This window comes from Pseudarthrobacter sp. SSS035 (assembly GCF_023273875.1).
Taxonomy (GTDB): domain Bacteria; phylum Actinomycetota; class Actinomycetes; order Actinomycetales; family Micrococcaceae; genus Arthrobacter.
Genome location: NZ_CP096882.1, coordinates 1,042,421 through 1,065,285, shown reverse-complemented (window position 1 = coordinate 1,065,285; position 22,865 = coordinate 1,042,421). Strand labels below are relative to the sequence as shown.

The following is a 22,865-nucleotide window of genomic DNA, read 5'->3' as shown; positions in this document are numbered from 1 at the left end:
GCGGGCGGCGCCGTGCCTCGGCTAGGATAAAAATCATGACTTACAAGCTGATTCTGCTGCGCCACGGCCACAGCGAATGGAACGCCAAGAACCTGTTCACCGGCTGGGTGGACGTTGACCTCAACGACCAGGGCCGCGAGGAAGCAGCACGCGGCGGCGAGCTCCTGGTTGAGAACGATCTTCTCCCGGATGTCCTCTACACCTCGCTCCTGAGGCGGGCCATCAACACGGCCAACATTTCCCTGGACAAGGCCGACCGCGGCTGGATCCCCGTCAAGCGGGACTGGCGCCTGAACGAACGCCACTACGGCGCCCTGCAGGGCAAGGACAAGGCGCAGACCCTGGCCGAATACGGCGAGGAGCAGTTCATGGAGTGGCGCCGGTCCTACGACACCCCGCCGCCGCCCCTGGCCGACGACTCCGAGTTCTCCCAGGCCCGCGACCCCCGTTACGCGGACCTCGGCGACGCTCTGCCCCGCACCGAGTGCCTCAAGGATGTCCTGGTCCGCCTGCTTCCTTACTGGGAGTCGGACATCAAGGAAGACCTCAAAACCGGCAAGACCGTCCTGGTCACCGCCCACGGCAACTCGCTGCGCGCCCTGGTCAAGCACCTGGACGGCATCAGCGACGACGCCATCGCCAGCCTGAATATCCCCACGGGCATCCCGCTGGTCTACGACCTGGACGAGGACTTCCAGCCGATCAAGCCGGGCGGCACCTACCTGGACCCGGACGCCGCCGCGGAAGCCATCCTGGCAGTGGCGAACCAGGGCAAGAAGTAAAGCAGTAGTTAACGTTCGACGGCGGGCCGGTCACCTGAGGTGACCGGCCCGCCGTCGTATGTGGTTTAGGGAGCGGCTAGAAGCCCTGCCCCTGCCATTCGCCGGTGACGAGGTAGGTGACCTTGCGGGCCACGGACACGCCGTGGTCAGCGAACCGTTCGAAGTAGCGGCTGGCCAGGGCCACGTCCACGGTGGTGGCGGGGGACTCGGCCCAGTCCGGGGCGGCGATCGCCTTGAATACGCTCAGGTGGAGATCGTCGATGGTGTTGTTGGCCTTGTGGATGTCGCGGGCCACTTCGAGGTCCCGGGATTCCAGTAGGACAATAAGCTTGTCGGCGATCAGTTGGTCCTGCTCGGCCATTTTGTTGAACGTTTCCGTCATGGATGCAGGGATCACGGTGGACGGGAAACGCAGCCGGGCCAGCTGGGCAATGTGGCGGGCCAGGTCCCCCATCCGCTCTAGGGAAGCGCTCATGCGCAGGGAACCCACGATCATCCGCAGATCGCTGGCCACCGGCCCCTGCAGGGCGAGGATGTCGATAGCGCGCTCATCCAGGCTGGTCTGCAAAAAGTCGATACGGGCGTCCGCGGCGATGACATCCTCTGCCAGATCAACGTCCGCAACCTGGAAGGACGTCGAGGCTTTCGCCAATGCCTCGCTGACCAACCGCGAAATCTCCACCAGCTGCTCACCCACCTGGGTCAGCTCTTCCTGAAAAACCTTACGCACGTGGGCGTCCTTTCTTTGGAACTCCGCCCCTCGGGTGGCAGACGGAACTCATGTCGCCATTCGGCACTCCAACATATAACTTTGTCAGCGTGCGGTAAACGATTGGTCGGTTGTAGATGAACGTTAGCTGAACCGTCCCCGTAATGGGCCATGACGCACCGTCTCGACAGGAACCACGGCCTAAGCTGGAGTTGTGGATCCTATGCTCATCGGTGTCATCGCCGGCCTGGTCGGCCTGTCGCTCGGCACTTTTGGCGTGCTCGCCTTCAGGATCAGTGAAAAGCAGCGAAAGCTTGTTGATGTCGACGTGGACGAACTCGCTTTGCCGGCCGGCGCCGCGGAGGTACTGGCCGTCGTCGGACGGGCTTTTGTTGTGGTTGACGCCGTGGACGGTGTGGTGCGCGCCAGCCCGGCAGCCTATGCATACGGACTGGTTCGCGGCCACACCGTGGTCCACAAGGAATTGCTGGACATGACGGCCGGCGTGCGGCGCGACGGCGTGATCCTGGAAAAACGGCTGGAGCTGCAGCGCGGTCCGCTGGGCCACGGCACCATCATCGTGCAGGTCCGGGCGGCCATGCTCGGCGAGGAATATATCGTGCTCCTGGCCGACGACCGCACCGAAATTACCCGCACGGAAGAGATCCGCAACGACTTCGTGGCCAACGTGTCCCACGAGCTGAAGACCCCGGTGGGCGCAATTTCCCTGCTGGCCGAGGCACTGGAGTCCTCGGCCGACGACGAACAAGCAGTCCGCCGGTTCGCCAAGCGCATGCACAAGGAATCAAGCCGGCTGGCCGCCCTGGTCCAGGACATCATCGAGCTGTCTCGCCTCCAAGGTGCCAGCGTCTCCCAGGAGGGCAAGGCCGTGGACATCAACACGGTCATCACTGAAGCGGTGGACCGTTCCCAGCTCCCTGCTGAAAGCAAGAACATCCGGATCGTGGTGGGGGAGCGGGTTGAGGCCACCGTTTTTGGTGACCGGGACCTGCTGGTTACCGCCCTGCGTAACCTGATCGACAACGCCATCCGCTACTCCCCGGAGAACACCAGGGTGGGCGTGGGCGTCCGGTCAAAGGACGGGCTGATCGCAGTGTCGGTCACGGATCAGGGCGAGGGGCTGACCCCGGAGGACCAGGAGCGCGTGTTTGAGCGCTTCTACCGGGTGGATGCGGCGCGTTCGCGCCACACGGGCGGAACAGGCCTGGGCCTTAGCATCGTCAAACACGTTGCCTCCAACCACGGCGGTGAAGTGACATTGTGGTCACGGCCTGGCCAGGGTTCCACTTTCACCCTGCGGCTGCCTGAGATGGAAAGCCAGGACGCACCGGATACCGCAGGTGTCAAAGAACCAGCCGTACCCGTGCGCAGAAAAGAACGCGGCGTACATGAGCAAGGAGCTAGCGCTTGAGCAGGATTTTGATTGTCGAAGACGAAGAATCGTTCAGTGATCCGTTGTCCTATCTACTGGGCAAGGAGGGGTTCGAGGTAGAAGTGGTGGACAACGGCCTCGACGCCATTACCGAATTCGACCGGAACGGGGCGGATCTGGTGCTGCTGGACCTGCAGCTCCCCGGCCTGTCGGGCACGGAGGTCTGCCGCCAGCTGCGGCAGCGCTCCAGCGTTCCGGTCATCATGCTGACGGCCAAGGACTCCGAGATTGACAAAGTGGTTGGCCTGGAGCTGGGCGCTGACGACTACGTCACCAAGCCCTATTCCTCCCGCGAGCTGGTGGCCCGCGTCCGGGCCGTACTCCGCCGGCAAGGTGAACCTGAGGAACTGATCTCGGCCACAGTCCAGGCCGGCCCTGTCCGGATGGACATCGAACGGCATGTGGTCAGCGTGGATGGCCAGCAGGTCCTGTTGCCGCTGAAGGAGTTCGAGTTGCTGGAAATGCTGCTGCGCAACTCCGGCCGCGTACTCACCCGCGGCCAGCTGATCGACCGGGTCTGGGGTTCGGACTACGTGGGGGACACCAAAACCCTGGACGTGCACGTCAAGCGGCTGCGCGGCAAGATCGAGCCCGACCCGTCCATACCGCGTTTCCTGGTAACCGTCCGCGGCCTGGGCTACAAGTTCGAGCCGTAGGCCACTCCGCCGTATGGCACGCCGGCATCAGGCGCACCAGACTTCAAGTGCACAAAAGGAGGGGCTCCCCGCGGGGAGCCCCTCCTTTTGTGCTTTGCTGCTGCTTAGTGGGCCGCACCAGTGCCGGTGGCCGACGGCGACGGGCTGGGTGTGGCGGATCCGGTCGGCTCGCTGCCGGCCGGCAGGTACTCCTTGTACTCCGCGAGGGAACCATCCAGGACAGGCACGCGGACAGTCTTGCTCACGTTGGTGCCGTCTTCGGTGATCTTCACATCGACGAGGGAGCCGGCGATGCCGCCGCTCGTGCTGAGGATGGCTTCATCCGTGGAGTCGTTGAGCAGGGTGTAGGAGTTGGCTTTCACCGGCACCTGCGTCTGTGAACCCTGGGCCCCGTTGACGGTGAGCTTGACGTCCTGTGAAGAGGAGTTGTAAACGGCGCCGAGCAGGCGGCCGGGCTTGTCTGCGCCGGCGGAGACAATCAGCATGTTGCGCAGCTGCAGCGGACCCAGGTCGGCGCGGATACCGTCCGACGCCGCGTACTGGTGAGAAGTCTGCTGGGGGTTGATGTAGCCACAGCCGGTCATCGTCGCCAGGGCGAGGGCCAGGGAACCTGCCGCCAGTGCCAGTTTGCCGCCCTGGGCCCGGTTCATCGCAGTGAAACGCACGTCACGCACTCCTCAAGAGTCTTGAAACATTATTCAGCCATAGCCTAGCGGCAAAGCGGCCCAAACGAGGATTCCGCACGGTCATATTGCCCTTGGCAGCAGGCCGCACATGCACTATTATCTGCATTCGTCAAGGGGGCGAAGGGGGTCTATTCTGCCCATTTTCCGCGTATTTCCGGGGTTCCGGGGCCGGTTCGAGGCCAGTCATATGCCTGAATCGTGATAAACTGGTCTGCGGGAAAGGGGAATGTCCACATGGTATTTGAGGTCGGCGAGACAGTAGTTTACCCTCACCACGGTGCTGCAAAAATTGAAGAAATCAAGATGCGCACTGTCAAGGGCGAAGAGAAAATGTATCTCAAGCTCAAGGTGGCTCAGGGTGATCTGACCATTGAAGTTCCAGCAGAGAACGTTGACCTTGTTGGGGTCCGTGACGTAGTGGGCAAGGAAGGTCTGGAGCACGTATTTGATGTTCTCCGGGCTGAGTTCACTGAAGAACCCACCAACTGGTCGCGCAGATACAAGGCAAATCTGGAGAAGCTTGCTTCCGGTGACGTCATCAAGGTAGCCGAGGTTGTTCGCGACCTCTGGCGCCGTGATCACGATCGGGGCCTTTCCGCAGGTGAGAAGCGCATGCTGGCCAAGGCCCGTCAGATTCTGATTTCAGAACTTGCACTGGCTGAAAAGACTGATGAAGAGAAGGCTGCAAGCGTTCTCGACGAGGTCCTGGCTTCCTAAGAATTGAGCCCCGGGGGTACGCAAGTGCCTCCGGGGTTTCTTTTTGCCCTTTTCGGGGCCACGTTTCCAGCCAAGTGTCCGCAGCGGCAGGCGCGTCGCGCGGGTGGGATTCGGCACGCCGGGCAGGCAGGCACGTAGGCTGGACCGCATGAACAACGGACTTCCCCGCCCCGTCACCGCCGTCGTCATTGTGGCCGCAGGTTCCGGTGAGCGGCTGGGTTACGGCATGCCCAAGGCGCGCGTGCCGCTGGGGAGTGACGCCATCCTTACGCATGCCCTCCGGGGCGTCGCTGCCGCCGGCGTCGCACGCCAGATCTGTGTGGCCCTGCCGCCCGGCGATACGGTCCTGCAGGAATTGTGCGCGGCCTTCGCCGAGGAACTCCGGGCGGGGCACGATGCCAACCAGGAGAACCCGCTTCCTGTGCTGACAACGGTCGACGGCGGCGCCACCCGTGCCGCTTCCGTCCGGTCAGCGTTGGCGGCCTTGCTGGACGGCACCGAAGCTGTGCTGGTCCACGACGCCGCCAGGGCGCTGACGCCCGAGTATGTCTTCCACCGTGTCGTCGATTCCCTGGCTGCCGGCGCCGTTGCAGTGATTCCTGCCGTACCGGTGGTGGATACGGTGAAGATGGTTACCCCCACGACCGGTGACGACAGCAGCATAGCCCCGGAACTCGTGACCGGGACCGCGCCGCGGGAGGAGCTCCGTGCGGTCCAGACGCCCCAAGGGTTCCGCCTGTCCACACTGATCCAGGCCCATCAGGCAGCCGCTGACTTTGACGAGAAACAGGCCGCGGCGGTCACCGACGACGCCATGCTGGTGGAACTCCTGGGAGTTCCCGTGCACGCCGTCCATGGCTCCACACAGTCATTGAAAATCACCACGCCACTGGACCTGATCATTGCCGAGGGACTGCTGGAAGGCCCGCTGGGCATCCGCTGGGTGGAGGGTTAGGCATGAGTGAAGCCAAGATGATCCTGCCGCGCACGGGCATCGGCCTGGATGTCCATGCCTACGCGTCCCCAGACCTTCCCCGTCCGCTCTGGCTGGGCGGGCTGTTCTGGGAAGGCGAGCGTGGACTGGCCGGGCATTCGGACGGGGACCCGGTGGCACACGCCGCCGCGGACGCCCTGTTCTCGGCCGCCGGCATCGGGGACCTCGGCACGCATTTCGGAACCGACCGTCCGGAGTTCGCCGGAGCCTCCGGCGTCACGCTCCTGACCGAGGCGGCGAGGATAGTCCGGGCGGCCGGCTTTGAGATCGGCAACGTGGCAGTGCAGTTCGTGGCTACGCGTCCCAAATTCGGCCCGCGGAGGGAAGAGTCCCAACGCGTGCTGAGCGAGGCGGCAGGGGCGCCGGTCAGTGTCACGGCCACCACCAGCGACGGACTCGGTTTCACCGGCAGGGGCGAGGGCATTTCCGCCGTCGCCACCGCTTTGGTCTATCCGCGTTGACTAACCCCGCGGATTCACGCCGGGCTGTTCAGGCCGGATAACGCGCGGGGGCCGGCACGCAGGCCTTTTCCGCTAATCTGGAGCGGTGACTCTCCGCTTCTATGACACCGCGTCCGCCGAAGTCCGTGACTTCGTTCCCCTCGTCCCGGGAAAAGCGAGCCTGTACTACTGCGGAGCCACCGTGCAGGGCATGCCCCACGTAGGCCACATCCGCTCGGCGATCGCCTTTGACCAGCTCACTCGCTGGCTTGAGTACCGGGGGCTGCGGGTCACCGCGGTCCGCAACGTCACGGACATCGACGACAAGATCCTCGCCAAGTCTGCCGAATCGTTCAGCCCGGACTTCGAAGCCGGACCGGACGCTGTCCGAGAGGAGGAGTGGTGGGCCCTGGCCTACCGCTACGAGCAGGCGTTCCTGCAGGCCTACGACACGCTCGGCGTTTCCCGGCCCACTTATGAGCCACGGGCAACCGGCCATATCCCCGAAATGCATGCGCTGATCCAGCAGCTGATCGACCGCAGCCACGCCTACGCGGCGCTGGACGATTCCGGCGACGTCTACTTCGACGTGCGGTCCTGGGACAAGTACGGGTCACTGACGCGCCAGAACATTGACGACATGCAGGGTGCCCCGGACGCGGACCCCCGGGGCAAGAAGGACCCCCGCGACTTTGCGCTGTGGAAGGGCTCCAAAGAAGGAGAGCCGACGACGGCGAGCTGGGCCTCGCCCTGGGGCGCCGGACGTCCGGGCTGGCACCTGGAATGCTCGGCCATGGTCACCAAGTACCTCGGCACCGAGTTTGATATCCACGGCGGCGGACTGGACCTGCGCTTCCCGCACCACGAAAACGAAATGGCGCAGTCCCAGGCCGCAGGGCACGGTTTCGCCAACTTCTGGATGCACAACGGCATGGTCACGTACCAGGGCGAGAAAATGTCCAAGTCCATCGGCAACACCATCAGCCCTTCGGAGATGCTGGACATCGCGTCGCCGCGGGTGGTCCGCTACTACCTCGGGCAGGCCCACTACCGGTCAGTGCTGGACTACCGCCCCACATCGCTCGACGAGGCCGCCGCCGCCGTCGAACGCATTGACGGCTTCATCAGCCGCGCCGTTCGGGCCCTCGCCGCCGGTGGGAACTACACTTTCGCCACCTATGGCAAGGTTCCCGAGGCGTTCGAGAGCGCCATGGATGACGATCTCAACGTGCCGCAGGCCCTCGCAGTGGTCCACGAAACAGTCCGTGCCGGCAACACTGCCTTGACGGAGGGGACGCTGGAGGACGCACAGCAGGCGCTGCACAGCGTTCATGACATGCTGCGGGTCCTGGGCCTGAATGCGGTGGCGTCCGGCCCGGCGTCGGACGCCCGGGAATCGGCCGCCCTCGACGTCCTGGTGGAAGCCCAGCTCGCTGCCCGCACCCAGGCCCGGGCCACCAAGGACTGGGCTGCCTCCGACGCCATCCGCGACACGCTGAAGGCGGCCGGCGTCGTCGTCGAAGATGGCCCAAATGGCGCTACCTGGAGCCTGCAACGGGACTGAACCGGCGATTTTACTTGATTCAGTAGACTGGTAAGCAGACTCAGTCAAACAATCAAGGGTGGAAAAATCATGGCCAACAACGGTCGCCGGTCGGTCAAAGCAAAGAAGGGGCCAACCATCGGAACCGGTGGTCATGGCCGTAAGGCCCTGGAAGGCAAGGGTCCCACACCCAAGGCGGAGGACCGCCCGTACCACAAGGCGCACAAGAGCAAGCAGCTGTCCGAGCGTTCGGCCGCCAAGCGCGGCACGGGTGCGCGCAGCGCCGGCGCTTCCCGCTCGGGCCCCAAAGGCCGCGCCACCGAGGAAGTTGTCACCGGCCGTAACTCGGTGGTCGAAGCCCTCCGCGCCGGGATCCCCGCGAAGGCCCTGCACATTGCCATCCGGATTGAAATGGATGACCGCGTCAAGGAGTCGCTGAAGATCGCGGCCGAACGCGGCATCCCGCTGCTTGAGACCGGCAAGGTCGAACTGGACCGCATGACGGAGGACGCGGTGCACCAGGGCCTGGTCCTGCAGATCCCGCCCTACGAGTACCAGGACGCGTATGACCTGGCCGAGGAAACCCTCGACCGCTGGAAGAAGGGCCACGTAGCCAACGCGCCGCTGTTTGTTGCCCTGGACGGCATCACGGACCCGCGCAACCTCGGCGCCATCATCCGCTCCGTCTCGGCCTTCAGCGGCCACGGCGTCATCGTCCCGGAACGCCGCTCCGTGGGCGTCACAGCCTCGGCCTGGAAGACCAGCGCCGGCGCGGCCGTTCGTGTCCCGGTGGCACGTGCGGGCAATCTGAACAGTGCCCTGAAGCAGTTCAAGAACATGGGCATCTTCGTCCTGGGGCTCGACGGCGACGGCGACGTATCGCTGCCTGCCCTCACCCTGGCCACGGAGCCCGTGTGCATTGTGGTCGGTTCCGAGGGCAAGGGCCTGAGCCGCCTGGTCCGCGAAAACTGCGACCAGATCGTCTCCATCCCGATCAACTCCGCCATGGAATCGCTCAACGCCTCCATGGCCGTTGGCATCTCCCTGTACGAGATCTCGAGGCAGCGCGCCGTCAAGTAACTCGCTGCGAGGCGGCGGCACAGCCGCCGTCCTCCGCGTGCTGCTCCTTCGTCGCTCTGACGCACGCTTCCGGACGCCGGCGGTGCCCCCGAAGCCCCTGGTCCCTCGGTGGTCGAGCCTGTCGAGACCCCTGATGCCACATCACGGCATGAGGGGTTTCGCTTTTTGGTTAAACCTCCGGGACCTTGCCAGATGTCGTCATAAAAGCACCGGTGCAGTTCAACAGCCGCTGGCCGCTACCATGGACGTGATGGTCATGCCGCTTTTCGATACCGCTTCCACCAGGGATGCCTCTTCGGCGTATCCGCTCGGTGTCAGCGTCCTGCGCCCGGGATCGGGAGCGGATTACGGCGTGCAGTCCAGCGCCAACGTGGCCGTGTACGCCCCGGCCGTGGAGAACCTTGAGATCGCCTACAAGGCCCCGGGCAGCGAGTGGCATCTGCAGACCCTGCCCAATGTCACGCACGGCGTGCACCACGGAATTGTTGAGGATTTCCCGTACGGATCGCTGTACGGTTTCCGCGCCACGTCCAAGGCGGACCCGTTGCCGCTGGCGGTCCCCATCGTGGACCTGGACGACGACGGCGGGCAGCCTCTTTTGCTCGATCCTTACGGCCGGGCGGTGGACCAGCGGGAGGGTTTCCTGACGAGCGTCCGGATGGCCGGCGATTTTGACTGGGGCACCGACGAACGGCCCCGGACGCAGTGGCGGAACACCATCATCTACGAGGCCCATGTCCGCGGCCAGAGCATGCTGCATCCCGATGTCCCCGAGGAGCTGCGCGGCACCTACGCCGGAATGGCCCATCCGGCCATCATCGAGCATTTCAAGAGCCTGGGCATTACCGCTGTCCACCTGCTCCCGGTGCACTTCCACCTCGATGAGCTGCACCTGCAGAACCTCGGCCTGACCAACTACTGGGGCTACAATACGGCCGCGTTTTTCGCACCGCACGCGGCCTATGCGACGCAGGCGGCTCGGGATGCCGGACCGCACGCCGTCCAGGACGAGTTCAAGGGAATGGTCAAGCTGCTCCACGCGGCAGGGCTGGAAGTGATTCTCGACGTCGTCTACAACCACACTGCCGAGGGCGGCCCGGACGGCCAGGCCATCAGCTTCCGCGGACTCGGTGAGGACACGTACTACCGAACGGATGGCCACGGGAAGTACATCGACACTACGGGCTGCGGCAACAGCCTGAATTTCGGCCAGCCCAGGGTGGTCCAGTTGGTGCTGGATTCCCTCCGGTATTGGGTGGACGAATTCCACATCGACGGCTTCCGTTTCGACCTGGCCGTGACGCTCTGCCGGAACGCGGACAACGAGTTTGATCCCCGCCACCCGTTCCTGGTGGCTGTCGCCGCCGATCCCGTGCTGTCCGACGTAAAACTGATCGCCGAGCCCTGGGACGTCGGCTACGGCGGCTGGCAGACGGGACGGTTCCCGGGCGGCTGGGTTGACTGGAACGACCACTTCCGGGACGGCGTCCGCTCCTTCTGGCTTGCCGACCGGGCGGCCATCGAAGCCGGCGGGCAGGGCGGGTCCGTGGCGCGGCTGGCTGATGCCCTGTCCGGGTCTGCCGGGCTCTTTGAAGCGTCGGGCCGTTCCAGGCTGGCGTCGGTCAACCTCATCACGGCACACGACGGCTTCACGCTCAACGACCTCGTGTCCTACGACCGTAAACACAACGAGGCCAACGGCGAGCAGAACCGGGACGGGCACGGGGACAACCGCAGCTACAACCACGGTTTCGAAGGCCGGAGCGAGGACGAGAGCATCCTGGCGCAGCGGTCGCAGTCCCGGCGGAACCTCATGGCGTCCCTGATGATTTCGCTCGGTGTGCCCATGATCACCGCCGGCGACGAGCTGGCACGCACGCAGCAGGGAAACAACAACGCCTACTGCCAGGACAACCCACTGGCATGGCTCGACTGGACGCGTACGCCGGAATCCGCAGAGATGCTCCGCAGCACCAAGCGCTACGTCCGGCTGCGCAAGGAGTTCCTGGCAAGCCAACCCCATGATTTTCCGGCTCGGGATGAGCAGTCCTATATCTACTGGTTTGATCACTCCGGACAGCCCATGTCCATGGATCAGTGGAATGATCCCCGGCACCGGGTCATGCAGCTCCTCCTTGGCTCGGATGACGGCACGCTGGCGGGCCTCGTGGTGGTCAACGGCAGCGACTCCGACGTGAATATCACCCTTCCGGAACTCAAGAACGACGACGGAACGCCCCACAGGATGTTCGAACTCCGGCTGACAACGTCGCCGCTTCACGAGCTTCGACAGGGCAGCCGCGTGGCGTCCGGCGAGACGGACAGCATCGAGGCGAACTCGATTAGCATCTACCGCACGTAACTGCGGAGGGGACCAAAATTGCGCAACCGCTCCATTGCCTTGCTGCTGACCGGGCTGCTGGCCATAGCGGTGTTCGCTTTCGGCGGCCCCGGGCTCCTGGAGACTCTAACGGGAAGTACGACGCCGGCAGCCAGTTCCAGCGCGGCCCCGGTCCCGGGTGCTCCCGTCCCGGGTCCTGCGGAGGTTCCGGCCCCGGCGGTAGTTCCCGCCAACCCGTCCGGGTTGCCCGCGATCAAGGAATCCCAGCTGCCGGCCGAAGCCCGGACTACCCTTGCCGCCATCCGTGCCGGCGGCCCCTACCGCTACAGCCAGGACAACAAGTCGTTCGGCAACTTCGAGCGCATTCTCCCGCGGCAGGGCTCAGGCTATTACCGCGAGTACACCGTGCCCACCCCGGGTGAATCCGACCGGGGAGCCCGCCGCATCGTCACCGGCTCCGAGGGCGAGAAGTACTACACGCAGGACCACCACGACTCGTTCAAATTCATCGCAGAAGGCAGCTGAACACCCTCATGAAAATTTACTCCGCCGACACCTGGACCATCGAAGAACTCAAGGAACAGGTCGCCGACGCCGGCCGCCGCAGCCTGGTGGTCCCCGCCGCCGACAGCAAGAAGGCTGTCCTGGAAACCTTCGGCGAAGTGCTCGCCTTCCCTGAGCACTACGGCGTGAACATGGACGCCCTGAACGATTCGCTGCACGATTTCGCGGACAGCATCGGCGAGAACGGCAGCGCCCCGGTCACGGTCCTATGGCAGGTGGCCGCAGCGTTCCGGGGGGACAGGTCCTTCGGGATCATCTGCGAGGTCCTCCAGGATGCCGAAAGCTACGCCGGCCGCGACCTAACGGTCACGGCCGTGCTGCTCTAGTTAAACCGATTGGCCCCCGCTGTCCGGAAGACGGCGGGGGCCAACAATTCGGCGGATCAGGCGTTGACGATCAGCCCCAGCTCGGCCTTGGAAGCCAGTGCCTCGTGCCGGGGCAGGACGCGGACGGTGTAGCCAAAGGGACCGGAACGGTCTATGACCAGCGAGCCGCTGAACAAGTGGCGCCCCTCGCCGAGGTCCTCCTTCGAGTTCAACTCCATCAGGGTGACGTCCGCCAGGGTGTCGCTTTCCTCGGCACGGCCATAAGCCACCTCCACGGACACGTCCTCCGGTGAGAGGGTGTGCAGCGCGATGTAGGCGTTCACCTGCAGGGTGTCCCCGATCTGCGGGTCCTCGGAAACGCCCACGGAGTCCACATGTTCGACGTGCAGCAGAGGCCACGCCGAACGTACCTTGGCAGTCCATGCCGCCAGCACACGGGCCTGGGCGTAGGAGTTGGCAACGGCCCTGCGTCCGGCCTCGGCGGCGGGCCGGTAGAGCACGTTGACGTAGTCGTGCAGCATTCGCTCCGCGGAAACGGCCGGTCCCAGGTGGGACAGCGTGTGCTTGATCATTGACACCCAGTGCGTCGGGACTTTCTCGGTGCCCGTGGTGGACGGTCCGGCAGCACCGGCGCTGTCAGACACGGTGTTCCCGTAGAAGCGTGGCGCCACCTGGGTTTCCAGGAGTTCGTACAGCGCCGCGGCCTCGATGTCGTCCCGCTCTTCGGGGGACGCGTCGTTGTTGGCGGTGGGGATCGCCCAGCCGTTCTCGCCGTCGTACATTTCATCCCACCAGCCGTCCATCACCGAAAGGTTCAGCGAACCGTTGATGGCGGCCTTCATGCCCGACGTGCCGCACGCCTCCAGGGGGCGGAGCGGGTTGTTGAGCCACACGTCGCAGCCCGGGAACAGCGTCCTGGCCATCGCGATGTCGTAGTTCGGCAGGAACGCGATGCGGTGGCGGACCTCGGGGTCGTCGGTGAAGCGGACCAGATCCTGGATCATCTTCTTCCCGGCATCATCTGCCGGGTGGGACTTGCCGGCGATCACCAGTTGGATCGGGTGTTCCGGATGCAGCAGCAGCGCCTTGAGCCGGTCCGGCTCGCGAAGCATCAGCGTCAGGCGCTTGTAGGTGGGGACGCGCCGGGCGAAGCCGATGGTCAGCACGTCGGGGTCCAGGACGCTGTCGGTCCAGCCCAGCTCGGCGTCGGCGGCGCCGCGCTTCTTCCACGCAGCCCGGAGCCGGCGGCGTACGTCCTCCACCAGGGCCGTGCGCATTTCACGGCGCAGCGCCCACACATCAGCATCGCTGACGTTGTAGGCAAGGTCCCAGCGGCCCAGGGCTTCGGCCTCGGTGCCGAACTGTTCCCGCGCCAGCCGGGAGATGCGGCCGTCGACCCAGGTGGGCACGTGGACGCCGTTGGTAACGGACGTGATGGGCACCTCGGAGTGGTCGAACCCCGGCCACAGGGCCGAGAACATCCCGCGGGATACCTCGCCATGGAGCTTGGCGACGCCGTTGGCCCGCTGTGCCAGCCGGAGGCCCATCACCGCCATGTTAAAGACTGACGGATTGCCGTCGGCGTAGTTTTCCCGGCCCAGTTCCAGGATCCGGTCCACGGGTACCGCGGGCGCCAGCCCGGCCTGGAAGAAGTGGTGGATCTGGGAAATCTCGAAACGGTCGATGCCGGCCGGAACGGGAGTGTGGGTGGTGAAGACCGTGGACGCCCGGCCGGCGGCGAGGGCTTCGTCGAAGCTGAGGGCGGCGTCGCCGGCCATCAGTTCCTGGATGCGCTCAACCCCCAGGAAGCCGGCATGGCCCTCGTTGGTGTGGAACACCTCGGGCGCCGCGGTTCCGGTCAGCTGCTGGTACGCGCGCAGCGCCTTGACTCCGCCCATGCCCAGCAGGAGCTCCTGCTGGAGCCGGTGGTCTCCGCCGCCGCCGTAGAGGCGGTCGGTGATGCCGCGCGCGGCGTCGTCGTTGCCGGGAACGTTGGAGTCCAGCAGCAAGAGGGGAACGCGTCCGACGTCGGCACGCCAGATGTGGGCCAGCAGCCGGCGCCCGTTGGGGAGCGGGAGTGAGATCTGCAAAGGCCGGCCGTTGCCGTCGGCGGACGGTTCGCGAAGCAGGGTGAGGGGGAGGCCGTCGGGGTCGAGCACCGGGTACGTTTCCTGCTGCCAGGCGTCGCGGGAGAGTGACTGCTTGAAGTAGCCGGCCTGATACAGCAGGCCAACTCCGATCAGGGGCACACCCAGGTCCGAGGCGGCCTTGAGGTGGTCGCCGGCCAGGATACCCAGGCCGCCGGAGTACTGCGGCAGGACTTCGGTGATGCCGAATTCGGGGGAGAAGTACGCGATGGCGGCCGGGGCATCCTCGCCGAGGCCCTGGTACCAGCGGGGCTGCTCAAGGTACCGGTCAAGGTCGTCGGCGGCGGCGCGGACCTGGTCCACAACCGACTGGTCGGCGGCGAGGCGCTGGAACTCTTCGCGGCTGACCCGGCCCAGGAAACTGATGGGATCCTGGTCGGATTCCTCCCAGATGCGAGGGTTCAGGCCAGCGAAAAGTTCACGGGTAGGCCGGTGCCAGGACCAGCGCAGGTTGGTGGCCAACCGGGCCAACGGCCTGATGGGTTCCGGGAGGACTGTTCTGACGGTAAATCTGCGGATTGCCTTCACCTGCGCCACACTAACCGACAACATCAACGTCTGGAACCGCTTTGGCTTTCTTTTAGGTAAATGACAGTTGGCGTGGCGGATAAGTCGAATCGCCGCGACAAAAAGCAGCGCAGGCTTAGCAATCTGGGCCATTTCTCGCTAACGTCGAGCCTGTGACGACTAACTCAGTAACCCCTGCCGCCTCAAAGAAAAAGCCGAAAGGCAAAATCACCGATGGGCTAAGATTTGGCCGTTTTCCGATCACCGCCGTGCAGCCTGTGGTGGAGTGTGGAAAGTATCCTGCCAAGGCCTTGCCGGGGGAGGGAATTGTGGTGGGCGCCACCGCTTTCCGGGAGGGGCATGACCAGCTGGGTGTCAGCGCGGTCCTACTGGATCCCCGCGGGAAGGAGCGCCAGCGCGTCAGGCTGGCGCCGCCCAAGGGGGAACGCGGCCTCGGTACCGACCGCTGGGAGGGCATCCTCACGCCGTCGGCCATTGGAAACTGGACCTTTTTCATTGAGGCCTGGCACGACCGCTACGGAACCTGGCACCACAACGCAGAGGTGAAGGTGGCGGCAGGCATCGACGTCGAGCTGATGCTCGCCGAAGGATCGGCGCTGCTCTCGGACGCGGCCGCCGACGCCTCCCGCAATGCGTCGGACCGGCGTACCCTGCGCATGGCGTCTTCCATTCTGGGCAACGGGTCCCTCACCGATGAGGAGCGTCTGGCAGCCGGCTTCGGCGCGGACGTCGCGGCCGTGGTGGGCCGCCAGCCGATCCGCGAACTGATCACCGTTTCCGAGCAGTTCCCGCTGCTGGTGGAGCGCGACCTCGCAGGCCGCGGAGCCTGGTACGAATTCTTCCCCCGGTCCGAAGGCGCCGTCAGGGACGCCACCACCGGGGCGTGGACATCCGGAAATTTCCGGACCGCGGCGAAGCGGCTGGACGCGGTGGCGGAAATGGGCTTCGATGTTCTCTATATGCCGCCGATCCACCCCATCGGTATCCAGCACCGCAAGGGCCCCAACAACACCCTGATTGCCGGCCCGCATGATCCCGGCTCGCCCTGGGCCATCGGCGCCAAGGAGGGCGGCCACGACGCCATCCACCCGGAACTGGGCACATTCGAGGACTTCGACGCCTTTGTTGCCCGCGCCAACGAACTGGGCCTGGAAGTCGCCCTGGACCTGGCGCTGCAGGCCGCGCCGGACCACCCCTGGGTGCAGTCCAACCCGGAATGGTTCACTACCCGGGTTGACGGGAGCATCGCGTACGCGGAAAACCCGCCCAAGAAATACCAGGACATTTTCCCGCTCAATTTCGACAATGACCCGGAAGGGCTTGCGAAGGAAATCCTGCGGGTCGTGTTGCTGTGGGTCAGCCATGGCGTGAAGATCTTCCGGGTGGATAATCCGCACACCAAACCGGTGTGGTTCTGGGAATGGCTCATTGGCCAGGTCAATAAAAAGACCCCTGGCGTCGTGTTCCTCGCGGAAGCGTTCACGCGCCCTGCCATGATGCACGCCCTGGGCCGGGCGGGCTTCCAGCAGTCCTACACCTACTTCACGTGGCGGAACACCAAAAAGGAACTCGAAACCTACTTCACGGAGGTCAGCCACGAGTCGCCGGCGTACTTCCGGCCCAACTTCTTTGTCAACACGCCGGACATCCTCACGGAATACCTGCAGTTCGGCGGTCCGGCGGCGTTCAAGATCCGTGCGGCGTTGGCCGCCACCGCCAGCCCCCTGTGGGGCGTTTATGCCGGCTACGAACTTTATGAGCATGTTGCCCGCCCCGGCGCGGAAGAGTACATCGACAACGAGAAATTCGAATACAAAGCCCGTGACTGGGACGCTGCCGCTGCCTCAGGCCGGACCCTGGCACCGTACCTGACCAGGCTCAACGCGATCAGGCACAACCACCCGGCGCTGCTGGACCTGCAGAATCTCACGGTCCACCACAGCACCGACGACGCCACGGTGGTGTACTCCAAGCACAAGACCCTGCCGGACGGCACCAAGGACACCATCATTGTGGTGGTCAACGTTGATCCGCACGGCATCAGGGAGAGCACCATTTCACTGGATCTGGCTGCGTTGGAACTGGACCCCGAGGATCTGTCGCCCAACGGCGGGTTCCGGGTGGAAGACCTCATTTCCGGCGAATCCTGGGAATGGGGCGAATACAACTACGTACGCCTGGACGCGCACGTTGAACCCGCCCACATCCTGAGCGTGAGGAGATTGCATCAGTGAGCTTTAACCCGCAGAGTTCCAGCCAGCATTTCACCCCCAAGAGCACGTTTGAGCTGAACGCCCCTGGCCTGGCCCACGATCCGCTCTGGTATCGGAAAGCTGTGTTCTATGAGGTGCTGGTGCGGGCCTTCGCGGATGCGAACGGCGACGGTTCGGGCGACTTTTCCGGCCTGATCGACCGGCTCGACTATCTGCAGTGGCTTGGCGTGGACTGCCTGTGGCTGCCGCCGTTCTTCCAGTCGCCGCTGCGTGACGGCGGCTATGACATTTCGGACTACAACTCCGTCCTGGATGAGTTCGGCACCATCAGCGACTTCAAGCGGCTGGTGGCCGAGTCCCATGCCCGCGGCGTCCGGGTCATCATTGACCTGCCGCTGAACCACACCTCGGACCAGCACCCCTGGTTCCAGGAATCGCGCAAGGACCCGGACGGTCCCTTTGGCGACTTTTACGTGTGGAGCGACACTGACGAGAAGTACCAGGACGCCCGCATCATCTTCGTGGACACGGAGGAGTCCAACTGGACCTTCGACCCCATCCGCCGGCAGTTCTTCTGGCACCGCTTCTTCAGCCACCAGCCTGACCTGAACTTTGAGAACCCCAAGGTCATCGAAGCGCTCTTTGACGTGGTCCGTTTCTGGCTGGACCAGGGCATCGATGGTTTCCGGGCGGACGCCATCCCGTACCTCTTCGAGGAAGAGGGGACCAACTGCGAAAACCTGCCGGCCACCCATGACTTCCTGCGCAAGCTGCGGGCCATGGTGGATGAAGGCTACCCGGGCCGCGTCATCATCGCCGAGGCCAACCAACCGCCCAACGAGGTAGTGGAGTACTTCGGAACAGCGGAAGAGCCCGAATGCCACATGGCCTTCCACTTCCCCATCATGCCGCGCCTCTACTACGCCCTGCGGGACCAGAAGGCCGCTCCGATCATCGAGACCATGCATGACACCCCGGAGATCCCCGAAGGGGCGCAGTGGGGGACGTTCCTGCGCAACCACGATGAACTGACGCTGGAGATGGTCACGGCCGACGAGCGTGCGGCGATGCTGGGCTGGTATGCCCCGGACCCCCGGATGCGCGCCAACATCGGGATCCGGCGCCGCCTTGCGCCGTTGCTGGACAATTCCCGGGCCGAGATCGAACTGATCAATGCCCTGCTGCTGTCGCTGCCGGGCAGCCCGTTCCTGTACTACGGGGACGAGATCGGCATGGGGGACAACATCTGGCTCGATGACCGCGATGCTGTGCGCACCCCCATGCAGTGGAACCCGGACCGGAACGCAGGATTCTCCAACGCCGATCCCGGCAAGCTCTACCTGCCGGTCATCCAGTCGCTGGTGTACAGCTACGGCATGGCCAATGTGGAAGCCGAGGCCGCCCACTCCGGATCCCTGCTCCGCTGGACCCGGCAGATCCTCAGCGTCCGCAAGAACCACCCTGCCTTCGGGCTGGGCGCGTTCAAACATGTCGAAGCCGACCACGACGCCGTGGTGGCGTATCTCCGGGAACTTTCGGAGGACAACACTGCGGGGCTACCCGGCGAAACCATTCTGTGCGCCTTTAACCTTTCGCAGCACCCCGTCGCGGCAAAACTGCGGATTCCCCAGTTTGCCGGCCGCGGGCTGCGCGATGTGTTCGGGGGTCAGCCGTTCCCCGGGATCGACGACGACGGATCACTGACGCTGACCCTGGGAAGCCATGATTTCTTCTGGCTGCGGGTCCGCTCGGCGACGTCCAATCCGGCCTCCCCGTACACGCAGGCACTGCCCATCCTGTCCATCGAGAACTGATATGGGCCAGCCCACCCTCACAGCCACACTGAGCGCTGTCCTCCACGAATGGCTTCCGCGTCAGCGGTGGTTCCCCGTGAAGACAGCCGATTTTTCGCTGGAGCAGGCAGGCAGCCTGAGCCTTGAAGATGCCGCCGGGCAGGCCCGGCTGGAGATCTTCCTGCTGGCTGTTTCCTCCCGGACGGCCGACGGCGGTCTCCGGACTGACGTGGTCCAGGTCCCGCTGAGTTACCGGGCAAGTCCGCTTGCCGGAGCGGAGCGGGCCCTGGTGGGCCAGGCTCCCGGGGCCGGCATGGCCTGGATCTATGACGCCGTGCATGATCCTTCCTTTGTGTCCTCCTGGCTGGAGCTGATCCGGTCCGAAGCGGGCTCGAGCACGGGTTCGGCGACGGGCCACCGCACCCGGTCGGAGCACCGGCTGCCTACCGCCCACGGAATGGTCAAAGTCCTGTCCGGCGAGCAGTCCAACAGCTCTGTCATTGTTGACGACGGCGAGTCCGCGGCGATCGTGAAATTCTTCCGCGTCCTCTCCGCAGGGATCAACCCTGAGGTCGAGGTAGGGGCGGCACTGACTGCCCAGGGCACCTTCGAGGTTCCGGCCACGCTGGGGTGGGTCCGCGGGGAATGGCAAGCGCCGGCGTCACCGGGGCTCCCGGCACGGACGTCATCGCAGGGCGAGCTTGCCGTAGTCCACGAATTCCTCGCCGGCGGCCGCGATGCGTGGCGCCTTGCCGTGGATGCCGCGCGCATCGGTGCCGATTTCACCGCCGAGGCGCATGCCCTGGGCGCTGCCACAGCAACGGTCCACCGGCGGCTGGCGGAAGCGCTCGGCACGGCGGTTGAACCGGCCCCGGGTCAGCTCATTGCGCCCGGAGTAGCCCAGCGGGTCCGGCAGGCATGGGCGGAAGCCGGTGCCGCCGTCGGGCCTTACGACGACGCGCTAGGGGCTCTGCTTGGCGAGCTCGATGGCGTGCCGGCAGGGCCGCTGCAGCGGATCCACGGCGATCTCCACCTCGGGCAGATCCTGCAGGTCCCCGGCCACGGCGGCCAGCCCGGCCGGTGGGCCATCCTTGATTTTGAAGGTGAGCCACTGCGGCCCATCGCCGAACGCAACTTCCCCGATGTTCCGCTCCGGGACGTGGTGGGGATGCTGCGTTCCTTCGACTACGCGGCAGGCGCGGCGGAACGCGAATATCAGGGTGCCCGTGTTCCGGCGTCCTGGGTCGATGATTGCGCGGACGCGTTCCTTGCCGGCTATGCCGCAGTCACACCCGGCACCATCGACCGGACTTCACCGCTCTTTGTGGCATTGTGGCTGGACAAGGCCCTTTACGAAGTCATATATGAATTGCGGAACAGACCTGACTGGCTGGCCATTCCAACGAATGCGTCCAGGCGGCTCCTCAGCGTTAAAGGCTCCGGCGATCAGGCCGGGGCAGCATCGGAAGGTATCAAAATGACAGGCTCAGCACGTACAGACCGGCCCCGGGTGCCTCTTCACGTGGACCCGGACACGTTGGCCCGCGTGGCGAACGGCGAACACCACGCACCCCACTCAGTGCTCGGCGCCCACCTGGACGACCACGGCCATGTGACGGTCCGGACGCTTAAGCACCTCGCGGAGGCGGTGAGCGTGGTGACTGCCGTGGGCTCAGTGCCCATGACCCACGAAAACAACGGGGTATGGGTGGCAGTCCTCGAACCGCTGCAGGCCGGCCACGTCCCCGACTACCGGCTGGAAGTCACCTACGCCGGTGCCGCGCCGCTGACGGTGGATGAGCCGTACCGTTACCTGCCCACGGTGGGTGAAGTGGACCTGCACCTGATCGGCGAGGGCCGGCACGAGAAACTCTGGGAAGTCCTGGGCGCGCACGTCCAGCACTACAAGTCCTCGCTCGGTGATGTTGACGGCGTCTCCTTTGCCGTCTGGGCACCGAACGCGCAGGCGGTCCGCGTCAAGGGCGATTTCAATGCCTGGGACGGCCGCGAAAATTCGCTCCGCTCGCTGGGGTCATCAGGCGTGTGGGAAGTCTTCCTTCCCGGCGTTTTAGCAGGGGCGTGCTACAAATTCGAGATCAAGTCCAAGAGCGGGCACTGGGTCGAAAAGGCGGACCCCCTGGCGTTCGGGACCGAAGTCCCGCCGCTGACGGCGTCTCGCGTAGTGGAACCGTCCTACGTTTTCAAGGACGCCGAATGGATGGCGGCACGCGCCCAGCGTGACCCGCACAATTCGCCGATGAGCGCCTACGAGGTCCACCTCGGATCCTGGCGCCTTGGCCTGGGCTACCGAGAGCTCGCCAAGGAGCTGGTGGAGTACGTCAAATGGCTGGGCTTCACGCACGTTGAGTTCATGCCCGTGGCCGAACATCCCTTCGGCGGCTCCTGGGGCTACCAGGTGACGTCCTACTTTGCGCCGACGTCCCGCTTTGGCCATCCGGATGAATTCCGGTTCCTGGTGGATTCCCTGCACCAGGCCGGAATCGGTGTTCTGCTGGACTGGGTCCCGGCGCACTTCCCCAAGGATGCCTGGGCACTGGCCCAGTTCGACGGCGAACCCCTGTACGAGCACGCCGACCCGAACCTGGGCGAGCACCCTGACTGGGGAACGCTGATCTTCGACTTCGGCCGCACCGAGGTGCGGAACTTCCTGGTGTCCAACGCGCTGTACTGGCTTGATGAGTTCCACATCGACGGACTCCGGGTTGATGCGGTGGCCTCGATGCTGTACCTGGACTATTCGCGCGAAGACGGGCAGTGGTCGCCCAACCGCTTTGGCGGACGCGAGAACCTGGAAGCCATTTCCTTCCTCCAGGAAGTCAACGCCACCGTCTACAAGACCCACCCGGGCGCGGTGATGATCGCCGAAGAGTCCACGGCTTTCCCCGGTGTCACCGCCCCCACAAGCCACGGTGGCCTCGGCTTCGGGCTCAAGTGGAACATGGGCTGGATGCACGACTCCCTCAAGTACGCCTCCGAGGACCCCGTCAACCGGAAGTGGCACCACGGTACGTTGACGTTTTCCATGGTCTACGCGTTCACCGAGAACTTCCTGCTCCCCATCAGCCACGACGAAGTAGTGCACGGCAAGGGCTCCATGCTCCGGAAGATGCCGGGGGACCGCTGGCAGCAACTGGCCAACCTGCGCGCCTTCTTTGCCTACCAGTGGGCGCACCCGGGAAAGCAGCTCATTTTTATGGGCACCGAATTCGGCCAGGAGGCTGAATGGTCCGAGCAGCACGGACTGGACTGGTACCTGGCCGACATTCCGGCGCACCGCGGATTGCAGCTCCTCACCAAGGACCTCAACGAGCTCTACAGCTCGACGCCGGCCCTCTACGCGCGGGACAACGAGCCCGGTGGTTTCCAATGGATCAACGGTGGGGACGCCGACCGCAATGTCCTGACGTTTGTCCGCTGGGACAAGGACGGCAATCCGTTGGTGTGCGCCGTCAACTTCTCCGGCGGGCCGCATGTGGGCTATGTCCTCGGCGTTCCCGCTGCCGGGGCCTGGACCGAAGTGCTCAACACTGATGCCGCGGCCTATGGCGGTTCAGGTGTTTTGAATGGCGGCGAGCTGATTGCCCTGGACGAAGGGCTTGATGGCCAGCCGGCATCGTTGACCGTGACGCTGCCGCCCCTGGGTGCGGCGTACTTCAAGCCCGTTCCCTTGGCGGCCAGCGGACCGAATAGTGTGAACCCGCTCTCTTAAGTGCGCGGCGAAAAGCCCGGAATTCCTTGAGATTCCGGGCTTTTTGCTGCCCTCGGGGTGGGGGTGCAGGGAGCTGTTCGGGGCTTGGTTGGCCATCCCGGCAAAGTGGTGGTAGAGTTTATTTCCGCGCTGCTCCACGGAGTCAGACCGAAAAAACCGACAC

At 64.8% G+C, this 22,865-nt stretch carries 17 protein-coding genes; 14 read left to right on the top strand and 3 right to left on the bottom strand.

Annotated elements, in window-relative coordinates; genetic code table 11:
• The first annotated feature begins 35 nt into the window (after positions 1-35).
• The gene (locus tag MUN23_RS04790) at positions 36-782 is read left to right on the top strand and encodes a phosphoglyceromutase (protein ID WP_248762358.1); all 747 of its coding nucleotides are present in this window, start codon (positions 36-38) and stop codon (positions 780-782) included.
• 76 nt (positions 783-858) lie between these two features.
• Here the strand turns inward: MUN23_RS04790 and phoU are convergent, their stop codons facing one another.
• The gene (gene phoU, locus MUN23_RS04785) at positions 859-1,512 is read right to left on the bottom strand and encodes a phosphate signaling complex protein PhoU (RefSeq protein WP_056342485.1); all 654 of its coding nucleotides are present in this window, start codon (positions 1,510-1,512) and stop codon (positions 859-861) included.
• 202 nt (positions 1,513-1,714) lie between these two features.
• Here phoU and MUN23_RS04780 point away from each other — a divergent pair, with 202 nt between their 5' ends.
• Both MUN23_RS04780 and MUN23_RS04775 read left to right on the top strand, forming a co-directional pair.
• On the top strand, positions 1,715-2,923 hold the full coding sequence (locus tag MUN23_RS04780; RefSeq protein ID WP_248763994.1) for a cell wall metabolism sensor histidine kinase WalK: 1,209 nt from the start codon (positions 1,715-1,717) through the stop codon (positions 2,921-2,923).
• A complete protein-coding gene (locus MUN23_RS04775) occupies positions 2,920-3,600 on the top strand; it encodes a response regulator transcription factor (RefSeq protein WP_056342479.1) in 681 nt (226 codons plus the stop codon). The genes MUN23_RS04780 and MUN23_RS04775 overlap by 4 nt, the downstream gene beginning before the upstream one ends.
• Before the next feature lie 104 nt (positions 3,601-3,704).
• On the opposite strand, the gene MUN23_RS04770 is transcribed toward MUN23_RS04775, so the two are convergent.
• On the bottom strand, positions 3,705-4,250 hold the full coding sequence (locus MUN23_RS04770; RefSeq protein ID WP_248763993.1) for a hypothetical protein: 546 nt from the start codon (positions 4,248-4,250) through the stop codon (positions 3,705-3,707).
• Positions 4,251-4,520: 270 nt separating this feature from the next.
• On the opposite strand from MUN23_RS04770, the gene MUN23_RS04765 reads away from it, so the two are divergent.
• From MUN23_RS04765 to MUN23_RS04730, 8 genes are all read left to right on the top strand, one after another.
• Positions 4,521-5,003 carry a CarD family transcriptional regulator gene (locus MUN23_RS04765; protein WP_026266570.1) on the top strand — a complete coding sequence of 161 codons (483 nt, stop codon included), beginning with the start codon at positions 4,521-4,523 and terminating at the stop codon, positions 5,001-5,003.
• Positions 5,004-5,151: 148 nt separating this feature from the next.
• Complete coding sequence (ispD, locus tag MUN23_RS04760) at positions 5,152-5,958, top strand: 2-C-methyl-D-erythritol 4-phosphate cytidylyltransferase (protein WP_248762357.1); 807 nt, start codon at positions 5,152-5,154, stop codon at positions 5,956-5,958.
• Positions 5,959-5,960: 2 nt separating this feature from the next.
• Positions 5,961-6,458, top strand: a complete 498-nt coding sequence (gene ispF / locus MUN23_RS04755; protein WP_248762356.1) for a 2-C-methyl-D-erythritol 2,4-cyclodiphosphate synthase — start codon at positions 5,961-5,963, stop codon at positions 6,456-6,458.
• Positions 6,459-6,543: 85 nt separating this feature from the next.
• On the top strand, positions 6,544-8,001 hold the full coding sequence (cysS, locus tag MUN23_RS04750; RefSeq protein WP_248762355.1) for a cysteine--tRNA ligase: 1,458 nt from the start codon (positions 6,544-6,546) through the stop codon (positions 7,999-8,001).
• Positions 8,002-8,070: 69 nt separating this feature from the next.
• The gene (gene rlmB / locus MUN23_RS04745) at positions 8,071-9,060 is read left to right on the top strand and encodes a 23S rRNA (guanosine(2251)-2'-O)-methyltransferase RlmB (RefSeq protein ID WP_248762354.1); all 990 of its coding nucleotides are present in this window, start codon (positions 8,071-8,073) and stop codon (positions 9,058-9,060) included.
• A gap of 250 nt (positions 9,061-9,310) precedes the next feature.
• A complete protein-coding gene (gene glgX, locus MUN23_RS04740; RefSeq protein ID WP_248762353.1) occupies positions 9,311-11,422 on the top strand; it encodes a glycogen debranching protein GlgX in 2,112 nt (703 codons plus the stop codon).
• Positions 11,423-11,440: 18 nt separating this feature from the next.
• Positions 11,441-11,926, top strand: a complete 486-nt coding sequence (locus MUN23_RS04735; RefSeq protein ID WP_248762352.1) for a ribonuclease domain-containing protein — start codon at positions 11,441-11,443, stop codon at positions 11,924-11,926.
• An 8-nt stretch (positions 11,927-11,934) separates the two neighbouring features.
• The gene (locus MUN23_RS04730) at positions 11,935-12,291 is read left to right on the top strand and encodes a barstar family protein (protein ID WP_248762351.1); all 357 of its coding nucleotides are present in this window, start codon (positions 11,935-11,937) and stop codon (positions 12,289-12,291) included.
• A 56-nt stretch (positions 12,292-12,347) separates the two neighbouring features.
• Here MUN23_RS04730 and glgP read toward each other — a convergent pair whose 3' ends face one another.
• Positions 12,348-14,966, bottom strand: coding sequence for an alpha-glucan family phosphorylase (gene glgP / locus MUN23_RS04725; RefSeq protein WP_248762350.1), 2,619 nt, complete (start codon positions 14,964-14,966; stop codon positions 12,348-12,350).
• Between the two features lie 152 nt (positions 14,967-15,118).
• Here glgP and MUN23_RS04720 point away from each other — a divergent pair, with 152 nt between their 5' ends.
• Genes MUN23_RS04720 through MUN23_RS04710 form a run of 3 tightly spaced genes read left to right on the top strand, consistent with a single transcriptional unit; the run spans position 15,119 to position 22,702 of the window.
• Positions 15,119-17,200 (top strand): alpha-1,4-glucan--maltose-1-phosphate maltosyltransferase, encoded by a 2,082-nt coding sequence (locus MUN23_RS04720; RefSeq protein WP_305886579.1) that lies wholly within the window; start codon positions 15,119-15,121, stop codon positions 17,198-17,200.
• Complete coding sequence (gene treS / locus MUN23_RS04715; protein ID WP_058930028.1) at positions 17,197-18,993, top strand: maltose alpha-D-glucosyltransferase; 1,797 nt, start codon at positions 17,197-17,199, stop codon at positions 18,991-18,993. The genes MUN23_RS04720 and treS overlap by 4 nt, the downstream gene beginning before the upstream one ends.
• Before the next feature lies 1 nt (position 18,994).
• Positions 18,995-22,702: a 1,4-alpha-glucan branching enzyme gene (locus tag MUN23_RS04710; RefSeq protein WP_248762348.1), complete on the top strand. Its 3,708-nt coding sequence runs from the start codon at positions 18,995-18,997 to the stop codon at positions 22,700-22,702.
• Positions 22,703-22,865: the final 163 nt, after the last annotated feature.